This is a genomic window from Nocardioides sp. (assembly GCF_041913365.1).
Taxonomy (GTDB): Bacteria; Actinomycetota; Actinomycetes; order Propionibacteriales; family Nocardioidaceae; genus Nocardioides.
The window spans coordinates 205,185-222,240 of record NZ_JAYSFM010000005.1 but is presented as its reverse complement, the minus strand read 5'-3'; the positions used below and the strand labels follow the sequence as shown (position 1 = coordinate 222,240).

Sequence of the window (17,056 nt, the reverse complement as noted above, 5' to 3'; positions counted from 1 at the left end):
TCAGCCGAGCCGCGCCAGCACCGCCGCCGCCCGGTCCGCGTCGGCCCGCGTGATGTCGAGGTGCGTCACCAGGCGTATGGCACGTGGCCCCACCGCGGCGATCCGGACGCCCTCGTCGGCGGCGGCCGCGACGAAGGCGGGTGCGTCGGGGCGCCCGACCACGACGATGTTGGTGTCCACGCCCTGCGGGTCCAGCCCGAGCGCCTCGCCGAGGAGGCGCGCGTGGGCGTGGTCGTCGGCCAGCCGGTCGACGTGGTGGTCGAGGGCGTACGCCCCCGCTGCCGCGAGCACGCCGACCTGGCGCATGCCGCCGCCCATGCGCTTGCGACGCACGCGGGCCTCCGCGATCGCGTCGGCGGAGCCGACCATCAACGAGCCGATCGGTGCGCCGAGGCCCTTGGAGAGGCAGACGGCCAGCACGTCGGCGACCCGGCCGTAGTCGGACAGCGGCGTGCCCGTGGCGACGTGGGCGTTCCAGAGGCGTGCGCCGTCGAGGTGCACCTTCACGCCGGTGGTGTCCGCCCAGGCACGCAGCGCGCGCAGGTCCTCGAGGGGCAGGACGGTCCCTCCGGCGAAGTTGTGGGTGTTCTCGACCGACACGGCGGCGGTCGCCACGAAGAACGGCCCCATGTCGGGGGCGTGCATCGACTCGATGGCCGCCAGGTCGACCTGACCGCGCCGGTCCGTCCACGTGCGCATGGTGATGCCGGAGATCGCGCCGTGGGCGCCGAGCTCGGCGCGCGCGATGTGGGCGGAGGACTCGCAGAGCACCTCCTGCCCGGGCGCGACCACCGACGCGACGGCCAGCACGTTGGCCATCGACCCCGTCGGCGTGAACAGCGCGGCCTCGTGCCCGAACATCCCGGCCACCCGCTCCTCCAGCGCCGCGACGGTCGGGTCCTCGCCGTAGACGTCGTCCCCGACCTCGGCGCGCGCCATCGCCTGGCGCATCGCCTCGGTCGGCCGGGTCAGGGTGTCGGAGCGCAGGTCGATCACAGGTGTGAACCTACCGAGGCGACGTACGCCCGCGGACTGGCGGTGGCCCACCTACATTCCGTGCAGTGAAAATGTGGGTGGGCCACCGCTCAGCGGCGCGACACGCAGAACGCGCGCTCGGGCGGTGGCCCACCTACATTCGGCGGTGTCGAAATGTAGGTGGGTCACCGCTCGATCGATGGTCAGGCCTTGCGCAGCATCTCCGCGACGAGGAAGGCGAGCTCGAGGGACTGGACGCGGTTGAGGCGCGGGTCGCAGACCGACTCGTAGCGGTTGGCCAGGCCGGCCTCGTCGATCTCCTCGCCGCCGCCGACGCACTCGGTGACGTCGTCGCCGGTGAGCTCGACGTGGATGCCGCCCGGCCAGGTGCCGAGCGCGCGGTGGACGTCGAAGAAGCCCTGGACCTCATCGATGACGTCGTCGAAGCGGCGGGTCTTGTAGCCCGACGACGCCTCGAAGGTGTTGCCGTGCATCGGGTCGCAGACCCAGGCCACGTTGAGGCCCTCGGCGGTGACCTTCTCCACGAGGGCAGGCAGGCCGTCGCGGATCTTCCCCGCGCCGAACCGGGTGATGAACGTCAGCCGGCCTGGGGTGTTGTCCGGGTTGAGCCGCGCGGCGTACGCCAGCGCGTCGTCGGGGCTGGTGGTCGGGCCGAGCTTGATGCCGATCGGGTTCCTGATCCGCGAGAGCAGCTCGACGTGGGCCCCGTCGAGCTGGCGGGTGCGCTCGCCGATCCACACGAAGTGCGCAGAGACGTTGTAGGGCAGGTCGGTGCGCGAGTCGATGCGGGTCAGCGCCTGCTCGTACTCCAGCAGCAGCGCCTCGTGGCTGGAGTGGAAGTCGACGCGGTGGAACTCGTCGGGGTCGGCGCCGATGGCCTTCATGAAGGTGAGCGCGCGCTCGATCTCGTCGGCCATCGCCTCGTAGCGCTGGCCGAACGGCGAGGTCTGCACGAAGTCGGTGTTCCAGGTGTGCACCTGGCGCAGGTCGGCGTAGCCGCCGGTGACGAACGCGCGGACCAGGTTGAGCGTCGCGGCCGAGGAGTTGTAGACCTCGACGAGGCGCTGCGGGTCGGGGACCCGGGCCTCGGGGGTGAAGTCGTAGCCGTTGACCGCGTCGCCGCGGTAGGCCGGGAGCGTCACGCCGTTGCGGGTCTCCTCGTCGGAGCTGCGCGGCTTGGCGTACTGGCCGGCGAGGCGGCCCAGCTTCACGACCGGCACGGACGCGGCGTAGGTGAGGACGACGGCCATCTGCAGCAGGACGCGCAGCTTGTTGCGCACGTTGTCGGCGGTGACGCCGGCGAAGGTCTCGGCGCAGTCGCCGCCCTGCAGGAGGAACGCCTCGCCGCGGGTGACCGCGGCGATCTTCTCGGTGAGGTCGTCGCACTCCCCGGCGAAGACGAGCGGCGGCGCGGTCCGCAGGCGGGCCACCGCAGCGTCGACCGCCCCGGAGTCGGGATAGGTCGGCTGCTGCTTGGGCCCGAGGGCGTGCAACTGCTCGAGGGAGGGGATGGAGCTCACCGGACAAGGGTACGGCGCGGGGCGGGCTGGCCCCGAACCGTGACCGTCCCCTGGGCGGCCCCGGACGGCCTCGGGTCAGCGCCGCGGCTCGAGCACCCCGTCGGCCGCGTCGACCTTCACGCCGCCCGAGGGCGTCCGGCGCGCCTCGAGGGTGCCTGTCACGACCGACGCCCCGGGATAGCTGATGTGACCGGGCGCACCTTGGCGGGAGGTGGTCCAGAGCCGGTCCTCGAAGCTGATCGTGCCGCGGAACTGGTGGTTCTCCAGCACGAGCTGGTCGGCCGTGGCCTGCCCGACGACGTACGACGCCTCGCCCCGGTAGAGCAGCGACCCGTGCGAGACCTCGAGGATGCCGTCGCGCTGGCGCACCGTCTGGTCGTGGACCTCGCCGCTGAGGTAGACGTCGACACCCCCGCGGGCCATGGCCCTCCAGAGCGCGGAGCGGTAGCCCTTCTCGTAGACGAGGTGGCTGGAGTTGCGGGTGCGGACGTCGGCGGTCATCGGGACGTGGCCCTGCACCATCACCCACGGGACGTCGTCGCGGCGCGCCTTGCGGAGGACGCGCTCCAGCCACCGCAGCTGCTGGCGGTCGACCGACAGGTGCACGTCTCCCCCGCGCCGCTCGAAGACGTCGATGGTGACCAGCAGGACGTTGTCGTCGAGGCGCTCGGCGTACGCCGTGTCGCGGGCCTGGCCCTTCGGGCGCTCCGTGAACCGTGGCCTGCCGTCGGCGTCGGTGAGCATCTGCCGGGCGTAGATCTTCTTGAACTCCGGCACGTGCCGCCGCTTGAAGTCGACCCAGGCGTCCTTGCCGCGGCGCCAGGGGTCGTCGCCGATCTCGTGGTCGCCGAGGGCGGTGTAGGTCGTGAGGCCGTGGGACTCGAGGCGCTCGCGCCAGGCCGGGTAGTACACCGCGGCCGCCCGGCGCCAGGCGCGCAGCCGCTGGGCCTGGGTCCGGACCGGTCCGAAGACGCCGGTCCGCGAGTCGTCGCGGCCCCAGCGGCCCTCCACGAGGTCGCCCGCGACGAGCACGTCGTCGGTGCCGTGGGAGGCCATCTCGCTGATCACGTGGTCCAGCGCGGCGTCGTACTCGGGGTTGGTGGAGTTGGCCACGTCACCGGTGCGCCGGTCGACGAACTGTCGCCGGCCGTCGGCGGTGAGGTCGGCGACGTCCTGGTTGAGGAAGTCGGGGGTGGAGATGAAGCGGTAGGCCCCGGGCAGGTCGGGCACCCGCGGCACCGGCGGGCGGCTGGTCGGCTTGCGCTCGAGCGCGGACGGGTCGTCGGGTGCGACCGTCGCGGGCGGGTAGCCGTCCGGGGTGGCGCTCGCCGACGGCGTGGCCGGGGTGACGGAGGAGCAACCGAGCGCGGAGGCGATGAGCACAGCCGTCAGCGGCCCGAGAGGTCGTCGTGTCACCGGGCCACCGTAGACGGGCACCCCAGACGTTCGGGTCAGAACCCGCCCGTGTCGGGGTCAGTCGTGCTCGAGGTGCTCGATGTCGCGGAAGCCGGTCCGCTTGGCGCGGACGCCGCGGTTGGTCAGCCAGGTGAGCACCCACAGGACGACGCCGATGCCGAGCAGCCCCCCGGCGATCTTGTACTGCACCATGTCGGCCTCGAGGCGGGCCCACGGGCCGAGGAGGTAGCCGCAGAACAGTGCGCCGAGGACCGGCAGGAGCGACGGTGCCCGGAAGGCGCCGTCCGGCGTGGGGTCGCGACGCAGGACCAGGCAGGCGATGTTGACGATGGTGAAGACCGCCAGCAGCAGCAGCGCCGTGGTGCCCGAGAGCGCCGCCACCACCGAGGACTCGGAGTCCAGGGTGACCACGGAGATCAGGCCGAGCGCGAGGAGGGTGGTGAAGAGGATCGCCGTCCACGGCGAGCGGCGTCCCGGCAGGACCTTGCCGAGCGAGCGCGGCAGCACGTCCTGGTGCGCCATGCCGTAGACCAGCCGGCTCGCCATCAGCATGTTGATCAGCGCCGTGTTGGCGACGGCGAACACGGTGAGGAACGGGAACAGCTTGTCGATCGGCAGGTCCGGCGCGCCGACCTTCACCACGTCGAGGAGGATGCCGGCCTCGGCGTTGGTGGGCTCGGCGATCTGCCCCGCCGGGATCACGGCCACCACCGAGATCGCGACCAGCATGTAGATCACGACCGCGATGCCCAGGCCGGTGAGCATGGTGCGCGGGAAGATCTTCATCGGGTCCTTGGTCTCCTCGACCATGTTGACCGAGTCCTCGAAGCCGACCATCGAGAAGAACGCGATCGCCGTCGCGATCGTGACGGCCATGAACAGGCCCTTGTCGTCGGGGCTCTCGAAGACCGTGATCCGGCCCAGGTCGCCGTCACCGCGGGCGATGACCCAGAAGCCAATCAGGATCACGATGGCGAGCGCGGTCATCTCCACGAGGGTCAGCAGCACGTTGAACTTCACGCTCTCGCCCACGCCGCGCAGGTTGATCGCGGCCAGCACGAGCATGAAGACGAGCGCGGTGATGAGCGTGGCGGACGTGCTCGGCTCGTCGTTGCCGAAGCCGATCAGCAGGTTGGCGGCCAGCAGGTTCGACGACGTCGAGGCGCTGGTGATGCCCGAGCACACGACGGTGAAGGCCACCAGGAACGTGACGAAGTGGATGCCGAACGCCTTGTGCGTGTAGAGCGCGGCGCCCGCCGCCTGGGGGTACTTGGTGACCAGCTCGAGGTAGGAGAACGCGGTGATCGTGGCGACCGCGAAGGCCACCAGGAACGGCAGCCAGGCGATGCCGCCCACCTGCCCGGCGAGCTTGCCGGTGACGGCGTACACGCCCGCGCCGAGGATGTCGCCGACGATGAAGAGCAGGAGCAGCCTGGGCCCCAGCACGCGCTTGAGGTCGGCGTGCTCCGGTCCGTTGACGTCGGGCTGCGTGGCTTCGGTCGCGCTCATCGGGAGATCCCTTCGTCGGTCCGTGCCCGGGCACGGTGATCCCTCACCTTGACGCCTGCGTGCCGGGAGAGGCAACCACCGTGCCTCGAAGGGGTACGCCGTGTCGGCCGATCCCGGCTCGTGTCCGACGGCCCGTCGGCCTTCCCGACTTAGATCGTTCTAACTACCCTGCTGCCCATGCCGAAGCGTGTCGCGCTCCTGACGGCCGGTGGGTACGCCCCCTGCCTGTCCTCCGCCGTGGGTGCCCTCATCGAGTCCTACGACGCCGCCGATCCCTCCATCGAGCTGATGGCCTACAAGCACGGCTACCACGGCCTGCTCACCGGTAACAGCCTCGTCATCGGGCCCGAGGAGCGCGCCGGGGCGAGCCTGCTGCACTGCTACGGCGGCAGCCCGATCGGCAACAGCCGGGTCAAGCTGACCAACGACGACGACTGCCGGCGCCGCGGCCTGATCGGCGAGGGCCAGACGGCCCTCGAGGTCGCCGCCGCGCGCCTGCAGGCCGACGGCGTCGACGTCCTGCACACCATCGGCGGCGACGACACCAACACCGCCGCGGCCGACCTGGCGGCGTACCTCCGGACCCAGGGCTCCGAGCTCACCGTCGTGGGGCTGCCCAAGACCATCGACAACGACATCGTGCCGATCCGACAGAGCCTGGGGGCGCAGACCGCGGCGCAGCAGGCGTCACGGTTCGCGCAGAACGTGCTCGCCGAGCACGGCTCCAACCCACGCATGCTCATCGTGCACGAGGTGATGGGCCGGGCGAGCGGCTGGCTGACCGCCGCCGCGGCCCGTGACTACATGGACTGGCACGCCGAGCAGGAGTGGCTGCCCGGCATCGGGCTCGACCCGCGGCGCTGGGCGATCCACGCGGTGTACGTCCCCGAGCTCGGCATCGACCTCGGCGCCGAGGCCGAGCGGCTGCGCGCGGTGATGGACGAGATCGGCTGCGTCAACATCTTCCTCGCCGAGGGCGCAGGCATCGACGACATCGTGGCCGACCTCGAGGCCGCGGGCGAGACCGTCGGCCGCGACCCCTTCGGCCACGTCAAGATCGACACGATCAACCCGGGTCGCTACTTCGCCGACCGGTTCTCCGAGGCGATCGGGGCCGAGAAGCGGATGGTGCAGAAGTCCGGCTACTTCTCCCGCTCGGCGCCGGCCAACGAGACGGACAAGGCGCTGATCCGTGAGATGGCGGAGCTCGCCGTGGCGTGCGCGCTCGACGGCACGCCCGGCGTGATCGGGCACGACGAGGACCGCGACGACGAGCTGCGCGCCATCGAGTTCGAGCGCATCGCCGGCCACAAGCCGTTCGACGCGACCCAGGGCTGGTTCACCGACCTGCTCGCGGGCATCGGCCAGTCCTGACGCCGGTCAGCCGCTCCCGGCGGCGTCCTGGGGCTCCGCCCGGTTGGTCACGCGGAGCCCGGCGGCGGGGAGGATGCGGGGCAGGGTCTGGAGGTACGCCGCGCTGGCGAAGGCGATCGCGATGAGCACCCACCACACGGTGGTCGCGCCGTGGGCGAGGAGCCAGGTGAAGGCCACCGGCGTGACGGCTCCCCCGACGCCCCAGCTGAGCTGGAACAGTCCGAGGTAGCGCCCGCGGAGGTGGTCGGGGGCCGCCTCGGCGGCGGTCGCGCTGAAGACCGGGCCGCCGGCGAGCTCTCCCCCGGTGTAGACGGCGGCGCCGATGAGCATGACCGCCACGGCGAGCCACAGCGGGAGCCAGCCGGCCGCGACGAACATCAGGTAGCTCGTCACGAAGACCAGCTGGGCGAGCCCCATCATCCGGGCACGGACCTGCCCGGTCATGCGGCGTACGACGAGGCCCTGGCCCAGACCGACGAGAGCGGTGTTCACGGTGAAGATCGCCCCGACCACCCACCCCGGAAGGTCGATGGTCTCGGCGACGTAGACCGGCAGCGCGAAGTTGAGGACCATCATCCCGACGACAAAGCCCATCTGGCCGGCGACCAGGCGGAGGTAGGGACCGTCGCGGAACACCGCGCCCCAGCCCTCGAGCGGCGCGTCGTCCGGCGCGACGACGCGGTGGTCGGGGACGTCGAGCAGCAGGAAGAAGGCGAGGACGAAGGTGACCGCGTTGATCACCACCACCGACGCGTAGGCGACGTCGGTGCCGATCTGCAGGGCGATGCCGGCGAGCACGCCGCCGACGGAGTAGCCGAGGTTGCGCACCGCCTGGAGGAAGCCGAACCACAGCTCCCGCTCGCCGGGCGCGGAGATGGCGGTCACGACGTTGCCGAAGGAGCCCCAGAACGACTGGCGACCGATGTTGAGCAGGGTCGTCCAGAGCGCCACGGCGACGAGCGAGTCGGCCCACAGGTACGCCACCATGCCGAGCGCCTGGACCAGGTTGCCGATCAGCATCATGCGGCGCGGGCCGAACCGGTCGACCAGGCTGCCGATCACGAACGCGCCGGGCATCGTGAGCACTGCGGAGAGCGAGAGCGCGGAGCCGATCTGCACCAGCGACAGGTCGGTCATGGCGAGGAAGTAGAGCAGCGTGATGGGCATGAACAGCCCACTGCCGACGGTGTCCGCGACGATCGCGGTCACGAAGCGGCGGTGCTCCCCCACGTGAGGGAATCCGAGACGGGTCAGCACGGCATCACACTAGGGTCGAGTCATGACGTTCTCCATCGTGGCCCGCTCCGACGACGGTGAGTCGTGGGGCGTGGCCGTCGCCTCGAAGTTCCTGGCCGTGGGGTCGGCCGTCCCCGCCGCCGCGGCCGGCGTGGGCGCGATCGCCACGCAGGCCGACGCCAACCTGGCGTTCAAGTACCTCGGCCTCGCCCACCTCGACGACGGCGCGACCGCGCAGGTGGCGCTCGACCGGCTCGTGGAGGAGGACGACGGGCGCGAGCACCGGCAGGTCGGGGTCGTCGACTCGGACGGCAACGCCGCCACGTGGACCGGCTCGGAGTGCTTCGCCTGGGCCGGCGGGGTGACCGGCCGCAGCGGTGAGCGCGGCGGCTACGCGATCCAGGGCAACATCCTCACCGGCCCTGAGGTCGTGGAGGCGATGGAGCGGGCCTGGCAGCAGTCCGAGGGCCGGTCGGTCGAGCGGCGGCTGCTCGCCGCGCTCGCGGCCGGTGACGACGCCGGGGGCGACAGCCGCGGACGGCAGTCGGCGGCCCTGCTCGTCGTGCGTGACGGCGCGGGCTACGGCGGGCACGACGACGTCGCGGTCGACCTCCGCGTCGACGACCACGCCGACCCGGTGACCGAGCTCGCCCGGCTGGTCGACCTCAACGAGCTCTACCTGACCGCCTCGACCCCCGAGGAGCAGGTGCCGATCGACGACGCGCTGATGATGGAGCTGGAGGCGCTCGCCAAGGCCGAGGGCAAGGACAGCTTCCACATGTGGGTCGGCTCGGAGAACTACGAGATGCGCGTCGACTCCGGCGCCCGTCCGGCGTGGATCGACCGCCGCATCCTCGAGATCATCCGCGGTGGCGGAGCCGAGGAGCGGTCGTGAGCGTCCTGGCGATCGACGCCGGCACCACCGGCGTGACGGCGGTCGTCGTGACCGAGGACGGCCGGATCCAGGCCAAGGGCTACCAGGAGTTCCGGCAGCACTTCCCGCACCCGGGCTGGGTGGAGCACTCCCCCGAGGAGATCTGGCAGGCCACCCTCGAGGCGACCCGCGAGGTGCTCGGCAAGGTCGACCAGTCCGAGCTCACCGCGCTCGGGATCACCAACCAGCGCGAGACGATCGTGCTCTGGGACCGCGAGACCCTCGGGTCCCCGCGCCGCGCCATCGTGTGGCAGGACCGGCGCACGGCCGACATCTGCGACCGGCTGCGCGCCGACGGCCACGAGGACCGCGTCACCGAGCTCACCGGCCTGCGCCTGGACCCCTACTTCTCCGGCACCAAGCTGACCTGGCTGGCCGAGCAGGAGCCGCACACGTGGGCGCTCGTGGAGTCGGGGCGGTACGCCGTCGGCACCGTCGACTCCTACCTGATCGCCCGGATGACCCGCGGCACCTGGCACGTCACCGACGTGTCCAACGCCTGCCGCACGCTGCTCTTCGACCTCGAGGCCGGGGACTGGTCCGACGAGCTGTGCGAGCTCTTCGGCGTGCCCCGCGACGCGCTGCCCGACCTGGTGCCCAACTGGGGCGAGGTCGCCCCGACCGACCCGAAGGTGTTCCTCGGCCTGTCCCTGCCGATCGCCGGCATCGCCGGCGACCAGCAGTCCGCCCTCTTCGGGCAGACCTGCTTCGACGAGGGCGAGTCCAAGTGCACCTACGGCACGGGCTCGTTCATCCTGACCAACACCGGCTCCTCCGTCGTCCGAAGCGACGCCGGGCTGCTCTCGACGGCGGCGTGGCGCTCGCCCGACGGCGAGATGACGTACGCCCTCGAGGGCGCGATCTTCGTCACCGGGTCCGCGGTCCAGTGGCTGCGCGACGGCCTCCAGATCGTCGGCAGCGCGGCCGAGACCGCGGCCATCGCCTCGACCGTCGACGACACCGACGGCGTGGTCTTCGTGCCCGCCCTCACCGGCCTCGGCGCCCCGCACTGGGACCCGCACGCGCGCGGCATGATCATCGGCATCACCCGGGGCACCACCCGCGCCCACCTCGTGCGGGCGACGCTGGAGGCGATCGCCTTCGAGGTGCGCGACGTGCTCGAGACGCTGCCCGAGCTGTCCACGTTGCGCGTCGACGGCGGCGCGGCGGCCAACGACCTGCTCTGCCAGTTCCAGGCCGACCAGGTCGGCCGTGCGGTCGAGCGGCCCGAGATCGTGGAGACCACCGCGCTGGGCGCGGCGTTCCTCGCCGGACTCGGCACCGGCGTCTGGTCGTCGGCCGACGAGCTGCGCCAGACCTGGGCACTGGACCGGCGCTTCGAGCCCGGCGGCGACCGCGCGGTCCTCGACGCGTCGTACGCCCGGTGGAGCGACGCGGTCGAGCGAGCCAAGGGCTGGGGCTAGAGCTTCTCGCGGGCGGCCTTCGCGTCGTCCACCTCGGCGCGGGCCTCGTCGACCGCCTCCTCGGCCTCGACCTGGGCCGCCTCGGCCTCCCCGAGCTCGTCATCGACCTCCTCGAGGTCCGACTCGAGGCCGACGATCCGGCTGCGCAGCTCGTCGATCTCGGACTGGAGCTGGAGGGTCTTCGCCTGCAGCTTCTCCACCGAGCGGCGCGCCGCGCGGTGCTCCTTCTCGGCCTCGGACAGCACGCCGCGCGCGTCGGCGAGCCGCTCGTCGGCGGCCGCTCGCGCCTTGGCGTCGGCGTCCGGGTCGGGTACGACGTGCAGCTGGGGCCGCTCGGTGGGCTCCGGAGGTGCCGCCGGCCGCGCCTTCGCGCTGAAGCCGAGCGCGGCGGGCAGGGCCACGGCTCCGCTGAGGTCGAGGTCACCGAGACCCGTGGCCTCCAGCGCGGCCACGAGCATCCCGCTGCGCACCGCCTTCGCGGCGTCCGGCTCGAGCATCGCCGCGGTCAACGTCGCCTCGATCTGGTCGGCGACCGACTGGGTCACCTTGACGCCCTCCTCGCGGGCCATCCGCCGCGCCGAGGTCGTCACCGAGGCGGTGAGCTGGCGGCGTTGCTTGGTGAACTCCCGCAGCTGGGCGGCGTCGAGGTTCTCCTGCGCCTCGCGCAGTGCGGCACCGACGGCGAGGACCTGGTCGACCTGGTCCGGGTCGCGACGGACCAGCAGGTTGACGACCCACGCGGCGAGCGAGGACTTGCGCAGCCCCTTGATCGACCCCGCGAGCGCCTTGTCGGCCTTGTGCTCCTTCACCAGCGCGTCGCGGGCCGGCGTGAAGTCGGCCAGCGGCAGGGCGTAGAGCTCGTCGGCGATCTCGAGCAGCGGGTCGGCCATGCCGCGATCCTAGGTGCGCGGAGCCGTCAGCCGGCGGGACTCCCGGGTCGTCCGGCGGCGCGCGGGCCCGCGCGGGGACGATTGTGGACCGGCCACGACTCCGTCATCCTTGCGCGATGAGCAGTGCGACTCCGACGAGAGGTGTCGTGGACCCGGTGCGGAAGTCGGACGCGCGAGTCGCGCTCGGCACCGTGGCGGCGGCCGTCGTCGGGTTCGCGGTGCTCGTCCTGCTCCCCTACGCCGTCCCGGGATTCGCACCGCCGCCGGGCACCGACGTCCTGTGGCGTGCGGGCGGGCCGCTGGCAGTGGTCCTCTGCCCGGCCGCCGTCGGTCTTGCGGGCGCGGCGAGCACGCTGTCCCTGCTCCGCGGCCAGCGGATGGACGACACCACGCGACGGCTCCACCTGGCCGCGGTCGTCGGCGCCCTCGCCTTCGTGGCCTTCCTCCTCTCCCCTCCCGGCCAGTCCGTGCTGGACTGGTGGCGGGACTGAGGAGCGGGGTCTCCTGTTAGTCGGCCGCCGGGGCGGCGTACTCCACCTCGGTCGGGAACGGGGGCCACGGGCACTCCTGGGTGACACCGGTGGGCGTCCAGCCGAGCGCCTCGTAGAGCCGCCTGGCCCTCGCGTTGGCCTCCAGCACCCACAACCGCTGCGCGCCCGCGGCCTCGGCGCGGGCGAAGCCTTCGCGCCCCAGGCCCGCACTCCAGTGGTCGGGGCGAACGGCCAGGTGCCGCAGCGTGCTGCCGTCGTGGGCGGCGAGCACGACGAGACCCTGCTCGTCCTCCACCACGTCGACCGCCACCTCCGGGTCGTCGAGCAGCAGCACCCAGCGGGCGAGGACGTCGTCGTCGGGGTAGGGCAGGTCGCCGAAGACGTGGGCGAGGCCGGTCTGGCTGGCTGTCCGCTCCAGGTCGCGGAGCGCGAGCGCGTCGTCGCGGGTGGCCCGGCGCCACGCGTGTCGTGGGGTCACGGCCGGCCCGCCTCGACCCAGGCGCGGTGGCCGGCCAGGGCGCGGTCCCACAGCGCCGTCCACTCGTGGTCGTCGACGTCGTCGACCGGCAGCAGCAGGTCGTCGACCAGCGCCGCCCGCCACTCGTCGTACGACGTCAGGTCGCGCTGGTCGCGGGAGGACGGGGTGAGCACCTGGTGCACGAGCCCGCGCACGGTCCGCAGGCGGGGACCGTCGATGCGCTGGGCCACCACCATGCGGCGGAAGGGCGAGGTCTCGCTGCGGCTGAGCTGCTCGTGCGAGGCGTCGATCGCCGCCTCCGAGTGGTCGCGCGAGGTGACCACGATCCCGCCCAGCACCCCTCCGGGAAGGTGACGGTAGGTCCAGGCGGCCGGGCCGGTGGGCCGGCCCGCGGCCTGCGCGCCGAACCCCGCGCCGATGCCGAAGCTCCAGCCGTCGACGTCGTGGTCGCCGCGCACCAGCGGCAGCGGCTCCGCGAAGCCCTCCCCCAGGCCGGCGTCGGCCCACCAGTGACCACCCGGGTTGTCGTCGGTCGGCAGGCCCGAGACGACCAGCACCAGGTGGTTGAGCTGGGTGCCGAGCTGGTCGTCGGGCCGGGCCCAGACGTGGCCGTGCCGCCGGCTGACCGCGAACCCGAGCTCCGCCAGCAGCCACCCGAAGGCGCCGTTCTGCTGGAAGCAGTAGCCCAGTCGACCCCCGGACGCGGCCCGCGCGACACCGGCCTCCGGAGCCACCGCATCCGGACGTCCCAGCATGATCGAGAGGTTGTCGTAGGGGATCCGCGCGACGTGCGCGCGGTGCACCTGTCGCAGCCCCTCCAAGGTCGCCGCCGGACGGTCCGCCAGGCCCAGCCGCGCCAGGTACTGCTCGACCACCGTGGTCCCGTCAGCCATCCCTTGACACCCTCCTGTTCCGCCGCCGTTGCCGGGGAGAGCACGAACGTACCCGCAGGGGTGGGACACCCGGTCGGCCTCCCCGATTTTGGGGTTGAGTCGCCCGATCCCGCGGTGTTCAGGTGAAGCCCGGTTCCCGAACGGGATCGTCCACCGGGGGGGCATCCACGTGCGTCGTCTTCTTCCGCCGTTCCTCGTCGCGTCGCTCGCGACGCTCGCGCTCGTGCCGGTCCAGGCCGGCAGCGCTGCGCCCAACCCGGCGCTGGTCACAGTCGTCCAGGCCGTGCCCGGGGCGACCGTCGACGTCAGCATCCACGGCCGGTCGGTCGCCTCGGGTGCCGCCGTCGGCGACGTGCTCGGGCCGTTCGAGCTCACGCCGGGCGACCACGACGTCTCGTTCGGCGGCGGGGACGTGGCCGTCGACTCCAGCCTCTCGGTCGAGGCCGGTGCAGCCAGCGACGTGGTGCTGCACCTGCCGGCCGACGTCGGCGGCGACCCGGTGGTGCACTCGTACGCCGCCCCGACCGGCGCCATCGGACCCGACAAGGCCCGGGTGCTGCTCGCCCACACCGCGACCGTCGCGCCCGCCGACGTGGAGGTCGACGGCGAGACCGTCTTCACCAACATCGCCAACGGCGAGTTCGCCGACGCCGACGTCCCGGCGGGCACGATCTCGGTGTCCCTGCTGCCCTCCGGCACGACCGAGGACCCGATCCTCGGCCCGCTCGACGTGTCGCTGGAGCCCGAGACGCTCTCGATGATCTACGCCTACGGCAACCCGCGCGACGGCTCGATGAACGTCATCGCCCACGTCGCGGACCTCTCCTCCGACGGCAGCGTCCGGCCCTCGCGCATCGACACCGGCTCGGCCGGGCTCGTCGAGGAGCCGGTGACCACCTTCGGCGACGACTCCGGCGCCGCCGGCGCCGCCCTCGTCCTCTCCGCGCTGGGGGTGCTCGTGGCCGCGGGAGCCGTGCTCGTACGACGACGCTCGCGGCCGGGCGGTGCCACGCCGCCGGCGTGATGCGCACCCGACCGGTGCGGGGAACGGTGGCGACCGCCATGCTGCTGGCGACGACATGGGGCTGCGCGGTGACGGGCTCGTCCGGATCCTCGGACGAACCGGTCCCCGCGCCGTCGTCGCCGGCAGCGGCCGCCCACACCACCTCGACCGGTTCGGTCTCCCCGGCCCGCCGCGCGCGGTCGGTGCTCGAGGCAGAGCCTCCCGAGAAGGCCACCCTGCCGAGCGGACGGCGCGTCCGCATCAGCGCGGTGGGCACGACGAGCGAGGGCCTGCTGGCCGTGCCCGACGACGTCGACGTGGCCGGGTGGTGGCGCGGTGGGTCGCGGCTGGGCGACCCGTTCGGGTCGATCCTCGTCGCGGCGCACGTCGACTCGCGCGCCCAGGGCCTGGGACCGTTCGCCGAGCTGCTCACCGCCGACCGCGGCGCCCGGGTCCGGCTCGCGTCCGCCGGGCTCGAGCAGACCTTCGAGATCCGCTCGCGTCGGCTGGTCGCGCAGGGCTCGCTGACCGACGACGCGTGGATCTTCGCCGCCACCGGCACCGCCCGGCTCACCCTCGTCACCTGCGCGCCGCCCTACGACGCCTCGCGCGGCGGCTACCAGAACCTGGCCGTCGTCACGGCAGCCCCGCTCGGACCGCCGGAGGAGTCGTGACCAGGAGGAAGCAGTACAAGAAGCGCCTTCCCACCGTGCTGCCACCGGCGCCACGGACCGATCCCGAGGCCCGGCCGCAGGCTGCCGCCCCGGAGGCGCCTCCGGTCGCTCCGGCACTCCCGACGCCGCGCGCGCCCGAACCCGAGCCGGCACCGGTCCCTGGGCAGACGACCGCCGACTTCGTGCGGGAGATGAAGCAGCGCGCCGGGGTCGTGGAGACGGCGCCCGCGGGCGCAGAGGAGGACGCCGACGAGGACCTCGACGACGACCTCGTCGAGGTCGATGAGGCCGAGGACGAGGAGGCAGCGCCGTCGCGGTCCCGCCGGCCGGCCCGTCCGCTCGCCCTGATCGGCGTCCTGCTCGTGGGCATCGCGACCGGCGCGCTGGCGTACTGGTGGAGCGCGGGCGACGACGGATCCCCCGCACCCGAGGGGGCGTGGGTGGCGCCGTCGGGGCTCGCCGCCGACGAGGGCTACGTCGAGACGCGGGTGCACGCCGACGGGACGATGGAGGTCCGGCAGTGGATCCGGGCCGACGAACCGCTGGAGCGGCTGACGCTGCACGTCCCGCGCGTCACGAGCGCCGGACAGCTCGCCGCGGACCGCGTCGAGGTGCTCGCCGACGGCGCCCGGATCGGCGGCCGGGAGGAGATCAGCTACTTCAACGCGACGTACGACCTCGGCGGGGCCACCGAGGTCGAGCTGCGCTACCGCCTCGTCGGCGCCCTCCAGCGCAGCGACTCGGCACCGGGCCGGGCGCTCGCCGTCGCGACCGCGCTCGAGGCACGCTTCTCCCGCGCCCCAGCGCGGGAGGTCCGCGTGGTGAAGGCCCCGGAGGTGCTGTCGCTGGCGTGCACGCCCGCGGCGGACGTCTCCCCCGTCCCGTGCGGTACGCCGGACGGCGCGGGTGAGTGGCACGTCGACCTCGCCGGCCGCCGCGTCTCCGAGCGGGTGGTCGCGTCGCTGACCATCAGGTGACCCGCCGGCTCCGGACCCGTCAGGCCGGGTCGTCCGCCTCGTCGAGGCCGTGCTCGATGGCCCACCGGGTCAGCTGGACGCGGTTGTTCATCTGCAGCTTGCGCAGGGTGTTCTGGACGTGGTTCTGGACGGTGCGGTGCGAGAGGACCAGGCGGGCCGCGATCTGCTTGTAGCTCATCCCGGTCGCGACCATCTTGAGGATCTCGGTCTCGCGCTCGGTGAGCTGGTCGCGGGGGTCGTCGGCCGGACCGTCCGCGATGCGCCGGAACTCGCCCAGCACCAGGCCGGCCAGGCCCGGCGTGAAGACGGTGTCGCCCTCGGCGACGCGCTGCACGGCGTCGATGAGCTCCGCGCTGGACGCGGACTTCACGAGGTAGCCGGTGGCCCCGGCCTTGATCGCCTCGAGGACGTCGGCCTGCTCACCGCTGGCCGAGAGGATCAGCACCCGCGCGGTGGGGTCGTGCTCGAGCATCATGCTCGTCACCTGGACGCCGCTGTTGTCGGGAAGCTGCAGGTCGAGCACCACCACCTGCGGGGCGGCTGCCGGGAAGCGGGCCATCGCCTCGCGCCCGTTGGCGGCGACCGCCACCACCGAGTGGCCGGCCGCCCGCAGGTCGCGCTCCACCGCGTCGCGCCACATGGGGTGGTCGTCGACCACCATCACGCTCACCATGAAAGTCCCCCCGTCCCAGAGATGGGGGAATCGTAGACCGGCTACGCGCTCGGGGGGCTGAACCGTCCGCGACGGTGGACGAGCGGGTCGTGGTCCTCCCCCACGACGACCTCGTCGAGGGTGCAGGTGAGAAGGGTCGACCACCCCACGGCCGCCTCCGACTCGACCGAGACCAGCGCCCAGGTCGTCGCGTGCGCGAGCCGTGGCCCGTGGTCTGTGCCGACCCACTCCGCCATCCGGAACGGGCCGCCGGGAGCCGGCGCGGTCCCGGCGAACGCCTCGGCCAGGTCGCGGTCCGGCCAGGCCAGCAGCTGGACGACCCCACGCCCGGTCGCGAGCAGCACCTCGGTCAGGTCGGCGTCCGGGTCCAGGAGCGCCAAGGCCCGGCCGGGCTCCCCGCCGGCGACCATCCACGACGAGACCGTCAGCCCGGACCGCTGGTCGTCCGTGCCGGCCGTCCAGAGCGAGACCGTGGTGCCGAGCCGCCCGCGGAGCCGTCGTACGGGGTCGCGGTCGCCCTCCGGCTCGAGGAACGGGTGCGAGGTGTGGATCGTCACGACCTCACGCT

At 73.0% G+C, this 17,056-nt stretch carries 17 protein-coding genes; 7 read left to right on the top strand and 10 right to left on the bottom strand.

Annotation, left to right across the window (positions count from 1 at the left end):
- The 4 genes from ACE3QY_RS13915 to ACE3QY_RS13900 all read right to left on the bottom strand — a co-directional run bounded on the left by ACE3QY_RS13915 (nt 1) and on the right by ACE3QY_RS13900 (nt 5,441).
- Nucleotides 1–996, bottom strand: coding sequence for a low specificity L-threonine aldolase (locus tag ACE3QY_RS13915; protein ID WP_374456617.1), 996 nt, complete (start codon nt 994–996; stop codon nt 1–3).
- 182 nt (nt 997–1,178) lie between these two features.
- Nucleotides 1,179–2,516: a class II 3-deoxy-7-phosphoheptulonate synthase gene (locus ACE3QY_RS13910; RefSeq protein ID WP_374456616.1), complete on the bottom strand. Its 1,338-nt coding sequence runs from the start codon at nt 2,514–2,516 to the stop codon at nt 1,179–1,181.
- Between the two features lie 75 nt (nt 2,517–2,591).
- Nucleotides 2,592–3,932 carry a metallophosphoesterase gene (locus ACE3QY_RS13905; protein WP_374456615.1) on the bottom strand — a complete coding sequence of 447 codons (1,341 nt, stop codon included), beginning with the start codon at nt 3,930–3,932 and terminating at the stop codon, nt 2,592–2,594.
- 57 nt (nt 3,933–3,989) lie between these two features.
- On the bottom strand, nt 3,990–5,441 hold the full coding sequence (locus ACE3QY_RS13900) for an APC family permease (RefSeq protein WP_374456614.1): 1,452 nt from the start codon (nt 5,439–5,441) through the stop codon (nt 3,990–3,992).
- Nucleotides 5,442–5,618: 177 nt separating this feature from the next.
- Here ACE3QY_RS13900 and ACE3QY_RS13895 point away from each other — a divergent pair, with 177 nt between their 5' ends.
- Entirely contained in the window at nt 5,619–6,815 is a 1,197-nt protein-coding gene (locus tag ACE3QY_RS13895) for a pyrophosphate--fructose-6-phosphate 1-phosphotransferase (RefSeq protein ID WP_374456613.1), read from the top strand.
- A 6-nt stretch (nt 6,816–6,821) separates the two neighbouring features.
- On the opposite strand, the gene ACE3QY_RS13890 is transcribed toward ACE3QY_RS13895, so the two are convergent.
- The gene (locus ACE3QY_RS13890; RefSeq protein WP_374456612.1) at nt 6,822–8,072 is read right to left on the bottom strand and encodes an MFS transporter; all 1,251 of its coding nucleotides are present in this window, start codon (nt 8,070–8,072) and stop codon (nt 6,822–6,824) included.
- Nucleotides 8,073–8,094: 22 nt separating this feature from the next.
- Between ACE3QY_RS13890 and ACE3QY_RS13885 the strand changes: the two genes are divergently transcribed.
- Nucleotides 8,095–8,946, top strand: coding sequence for a DUF1028 domain-containing protein (locus ACE3QY_RS13885; protein WP_374456611.1), 852 nt, complete (start codon nt 8,095–8,097; stop codon nt 8,944–8,946).
- Nucleotides 8,943–10,409: a glycerol kinase GlpK gene (gene glpK, locus ACE3QY_RS13880; protein ID WP_374456610.1), complete on the top strand. Its 1,467-nt coding sequence runs from the start codon at nt 8,943–8,945 to the stop codon at nt 10,407–10,409. Before ACE3QY_RS13885 ends, glpK begins: the two co-directional genes overlap by 4 nt.
- Here glpK and ACE3QY_RS13875 read toward each other — a convergent pair.
- Nucleotides 10,406–11,299, bottom strand: a complete 894-nt coding sequence (locus ACE3QY_RS13875; protein ID WP_374456609.1) for a hypothetical protein — start codon at nt 11,297–11,299, stop codon at nt 10,406–10,408. The genes glpK and ACE3QY_RS13875 overlap by 4 nt on opposite strands.
- Before the next feature lie 116 nt (nt 11,300–11,415).
- On the opposite strand from ACE3QY_RS13875, the gene ACE3QY_RS13870 reads away from it, so the two are divergent.
- On the top strand, nt 11,416–11,790 hold the full coding sequence (locus ACE3QY_RS13870) for a hypothetical protein (RefSeq protein ID WP_374456608.1): 375 nt from the start codon (nt 11,416–11,418) through the stop codon (nt 11,788–11,790).
- A gap of 16 nt (nt 11,791–11,806) precedes the next feature.
- On the opposite strand, the gene ACE3QY_RS13865 is transcribed toward ACE3QY_RS13870, so the two are convergent.
- Together ACE3QY_RS13865 and ACE3QY_RS13860 are read right to left on the bottom strand one after the other, a co-directional pair.
- Entirely contained in the window at nt 11,807–12,268 is a 462-nt protein-coding gene (locus ACE3QY_RS13865) for an N-acetyltransferase family protein (protein ID WP_374456607.1), read from the bottom strand.
- The gene (locus ACE3QY_RS13860) at nt 12,265–13,161 is read right to left on the bottom strand and encodes an arylamine N-acetyltransferase (RefSeq protein WP_374456606.1); all 897 of its coding nucleotides are present in this window, start codon (nt 13,159–13,161) and stop codon (nt 12,265–12,267) included. Before ACE3QY_RS13860 ends, ACE3QY_RS13865 begins: the two co-directional genes overlap by 4 nt.
- 169 nt (nt 13,162–13,330) lie before the next feature.
- On the opposite strand from ACE3QY_RS13860, the gene ACE3QY_RS13855 reads away from it, so the two are divergent.
- The 3 genes from ACE3QY_RS13855 to ACE3QY_RS13845 are packed head-to-tail and all read left to right on the top strand — an operon-like array spanning nt 13,331 to nt 15,815.
- Nucleotides 13,331–14,185, top strand: a complete 855-nt coding sequence (locus ACE3QY_RS13855; protein ID WP_374456605.1) for a DUF4397 domain-containing protein — start codon at nt 13,331–13,333, stop codon at nt 14,183–14,185.
- Nucleotides 14,185–14,838 carry a class F sortase gene (locus tag ACE3QY_RS13850; protein ID WP_374456794.1) on the top strand — a complete coding sequence of 218 codons (654 nt, stop codon included), beginning with the start codon at nt 14,185–14,187 and terminating at the stop codon, nt 14,836–14,838. The genes ACE3QY_RS13855 and ACE3QY_RS13850 overlap by 1 nt, the downstream gene beginning before the upstream one ends.
- The gene (locus ACE3QY_RS13845; protein ID WP_374456604.1) at nt 14,835–15,815 is read left to right on the top strand and encodes a hypothetical protein; all 981 of its coding nucleotides are present in this window, start codon (nt 14,835–14,837) and stop codon (nt 15,813–15,815) included. Before ACE3QY_RS13850 ends, ACE3QY_RS13845 begins: the two co-directional genes overlap by 4 nt.
- A 19-nt stretch (nt 15,816–15,834) precedes the next feature.
- Here the strand turns inward: ACE3QY_RS13845 and ACE3QY_RS13840 are convergent, their stop codons facing one another.
- Nucleotides 15,835–16,488, bottom strand: a complete 654-nt coding sequence (locus ACE3QY_RS13840) for a response regulator (RefSeq protein WP_374456603.1) — start codon at nt 16,486–16,488, stop codon at nt 15,835–15,837.
- A gap of 41 nt (nt 16,489–16,529) precedes the next feature.
- Nucleotides 16,530–17,045: a flavin reductase family protein gene (locus tag ACE3QY_RS13835; protein WP_374456602.1), complete on the bottom strand. Its 516-nt coding sequence runs from the start codon at nt 17,043–17,045 to the stop codon at nt 16,530–16,532.
- Between the last annotated feature and the right edge of the window lie 11 nt (nt 17,046–17,056).

Bases quoted from the DNA above. Each gene is read 5' to 3' on its own strand.
- ACE3QY_RS13870 (WP_374456608.1), top strand. From the start codon at position 11,416: ATGAGCAGTGCGACTCCGACGAGAGGTGTCGTGGACCCGGTGCGGAAG.
- ACE3QY_RS13840 (WP_374456603.1), bottom strand. From the start codon at position 16,488: ATGGTGAGCGTGATGGTGGTCGACGACCACCCCATGTGGCGCGACGCG.
- ACE3QY_RS13895 (WP_374456613.1), top strand. From the start codon at position 5,619: ATGCCGAAGCGTGTCGCGCTCCTGACGGCCGGTGGGTACGCCCCCTGC.
- ACE3QY_RS13900 (WP_374456614.1), bottom strand. From the start codon at position 5,441: ATGAGCGCGACCGAAGCCACGCAGCCCGACGTCAACGGACCGGAGCAC.
- ACE3QY_RS13860 (WP_374456606.1), bottom strand. From the start codon at position 13,161: ATGGCTGACGGGACCACGGTGGTCGAGCAGTACCTGGCGCGGCTGGGC.
- ACE3QY_RS13875 (WP_374456609.1), bottom strand. From the start codon at position 11,299: ATGGCCGACCCGCTGCTCGAGATCGCCGACGAGCTCTACGCCCTGCCG.
- ACE3QY_RS13850 (WP_374456794.1), top strand. From the start codon at position 14,185: ATGCGCACCCGACCGGTGCGGGGAACGGTGGCGACCGCCATGCTGCTG.
- ACE3QY_RS13885 (WP_374456611.1), top strand. From the start codon at position 8,095: ATGACGTTCTCCATCGTGGCCCGCTCCGACGACGGTGAGTCGTGGGGC.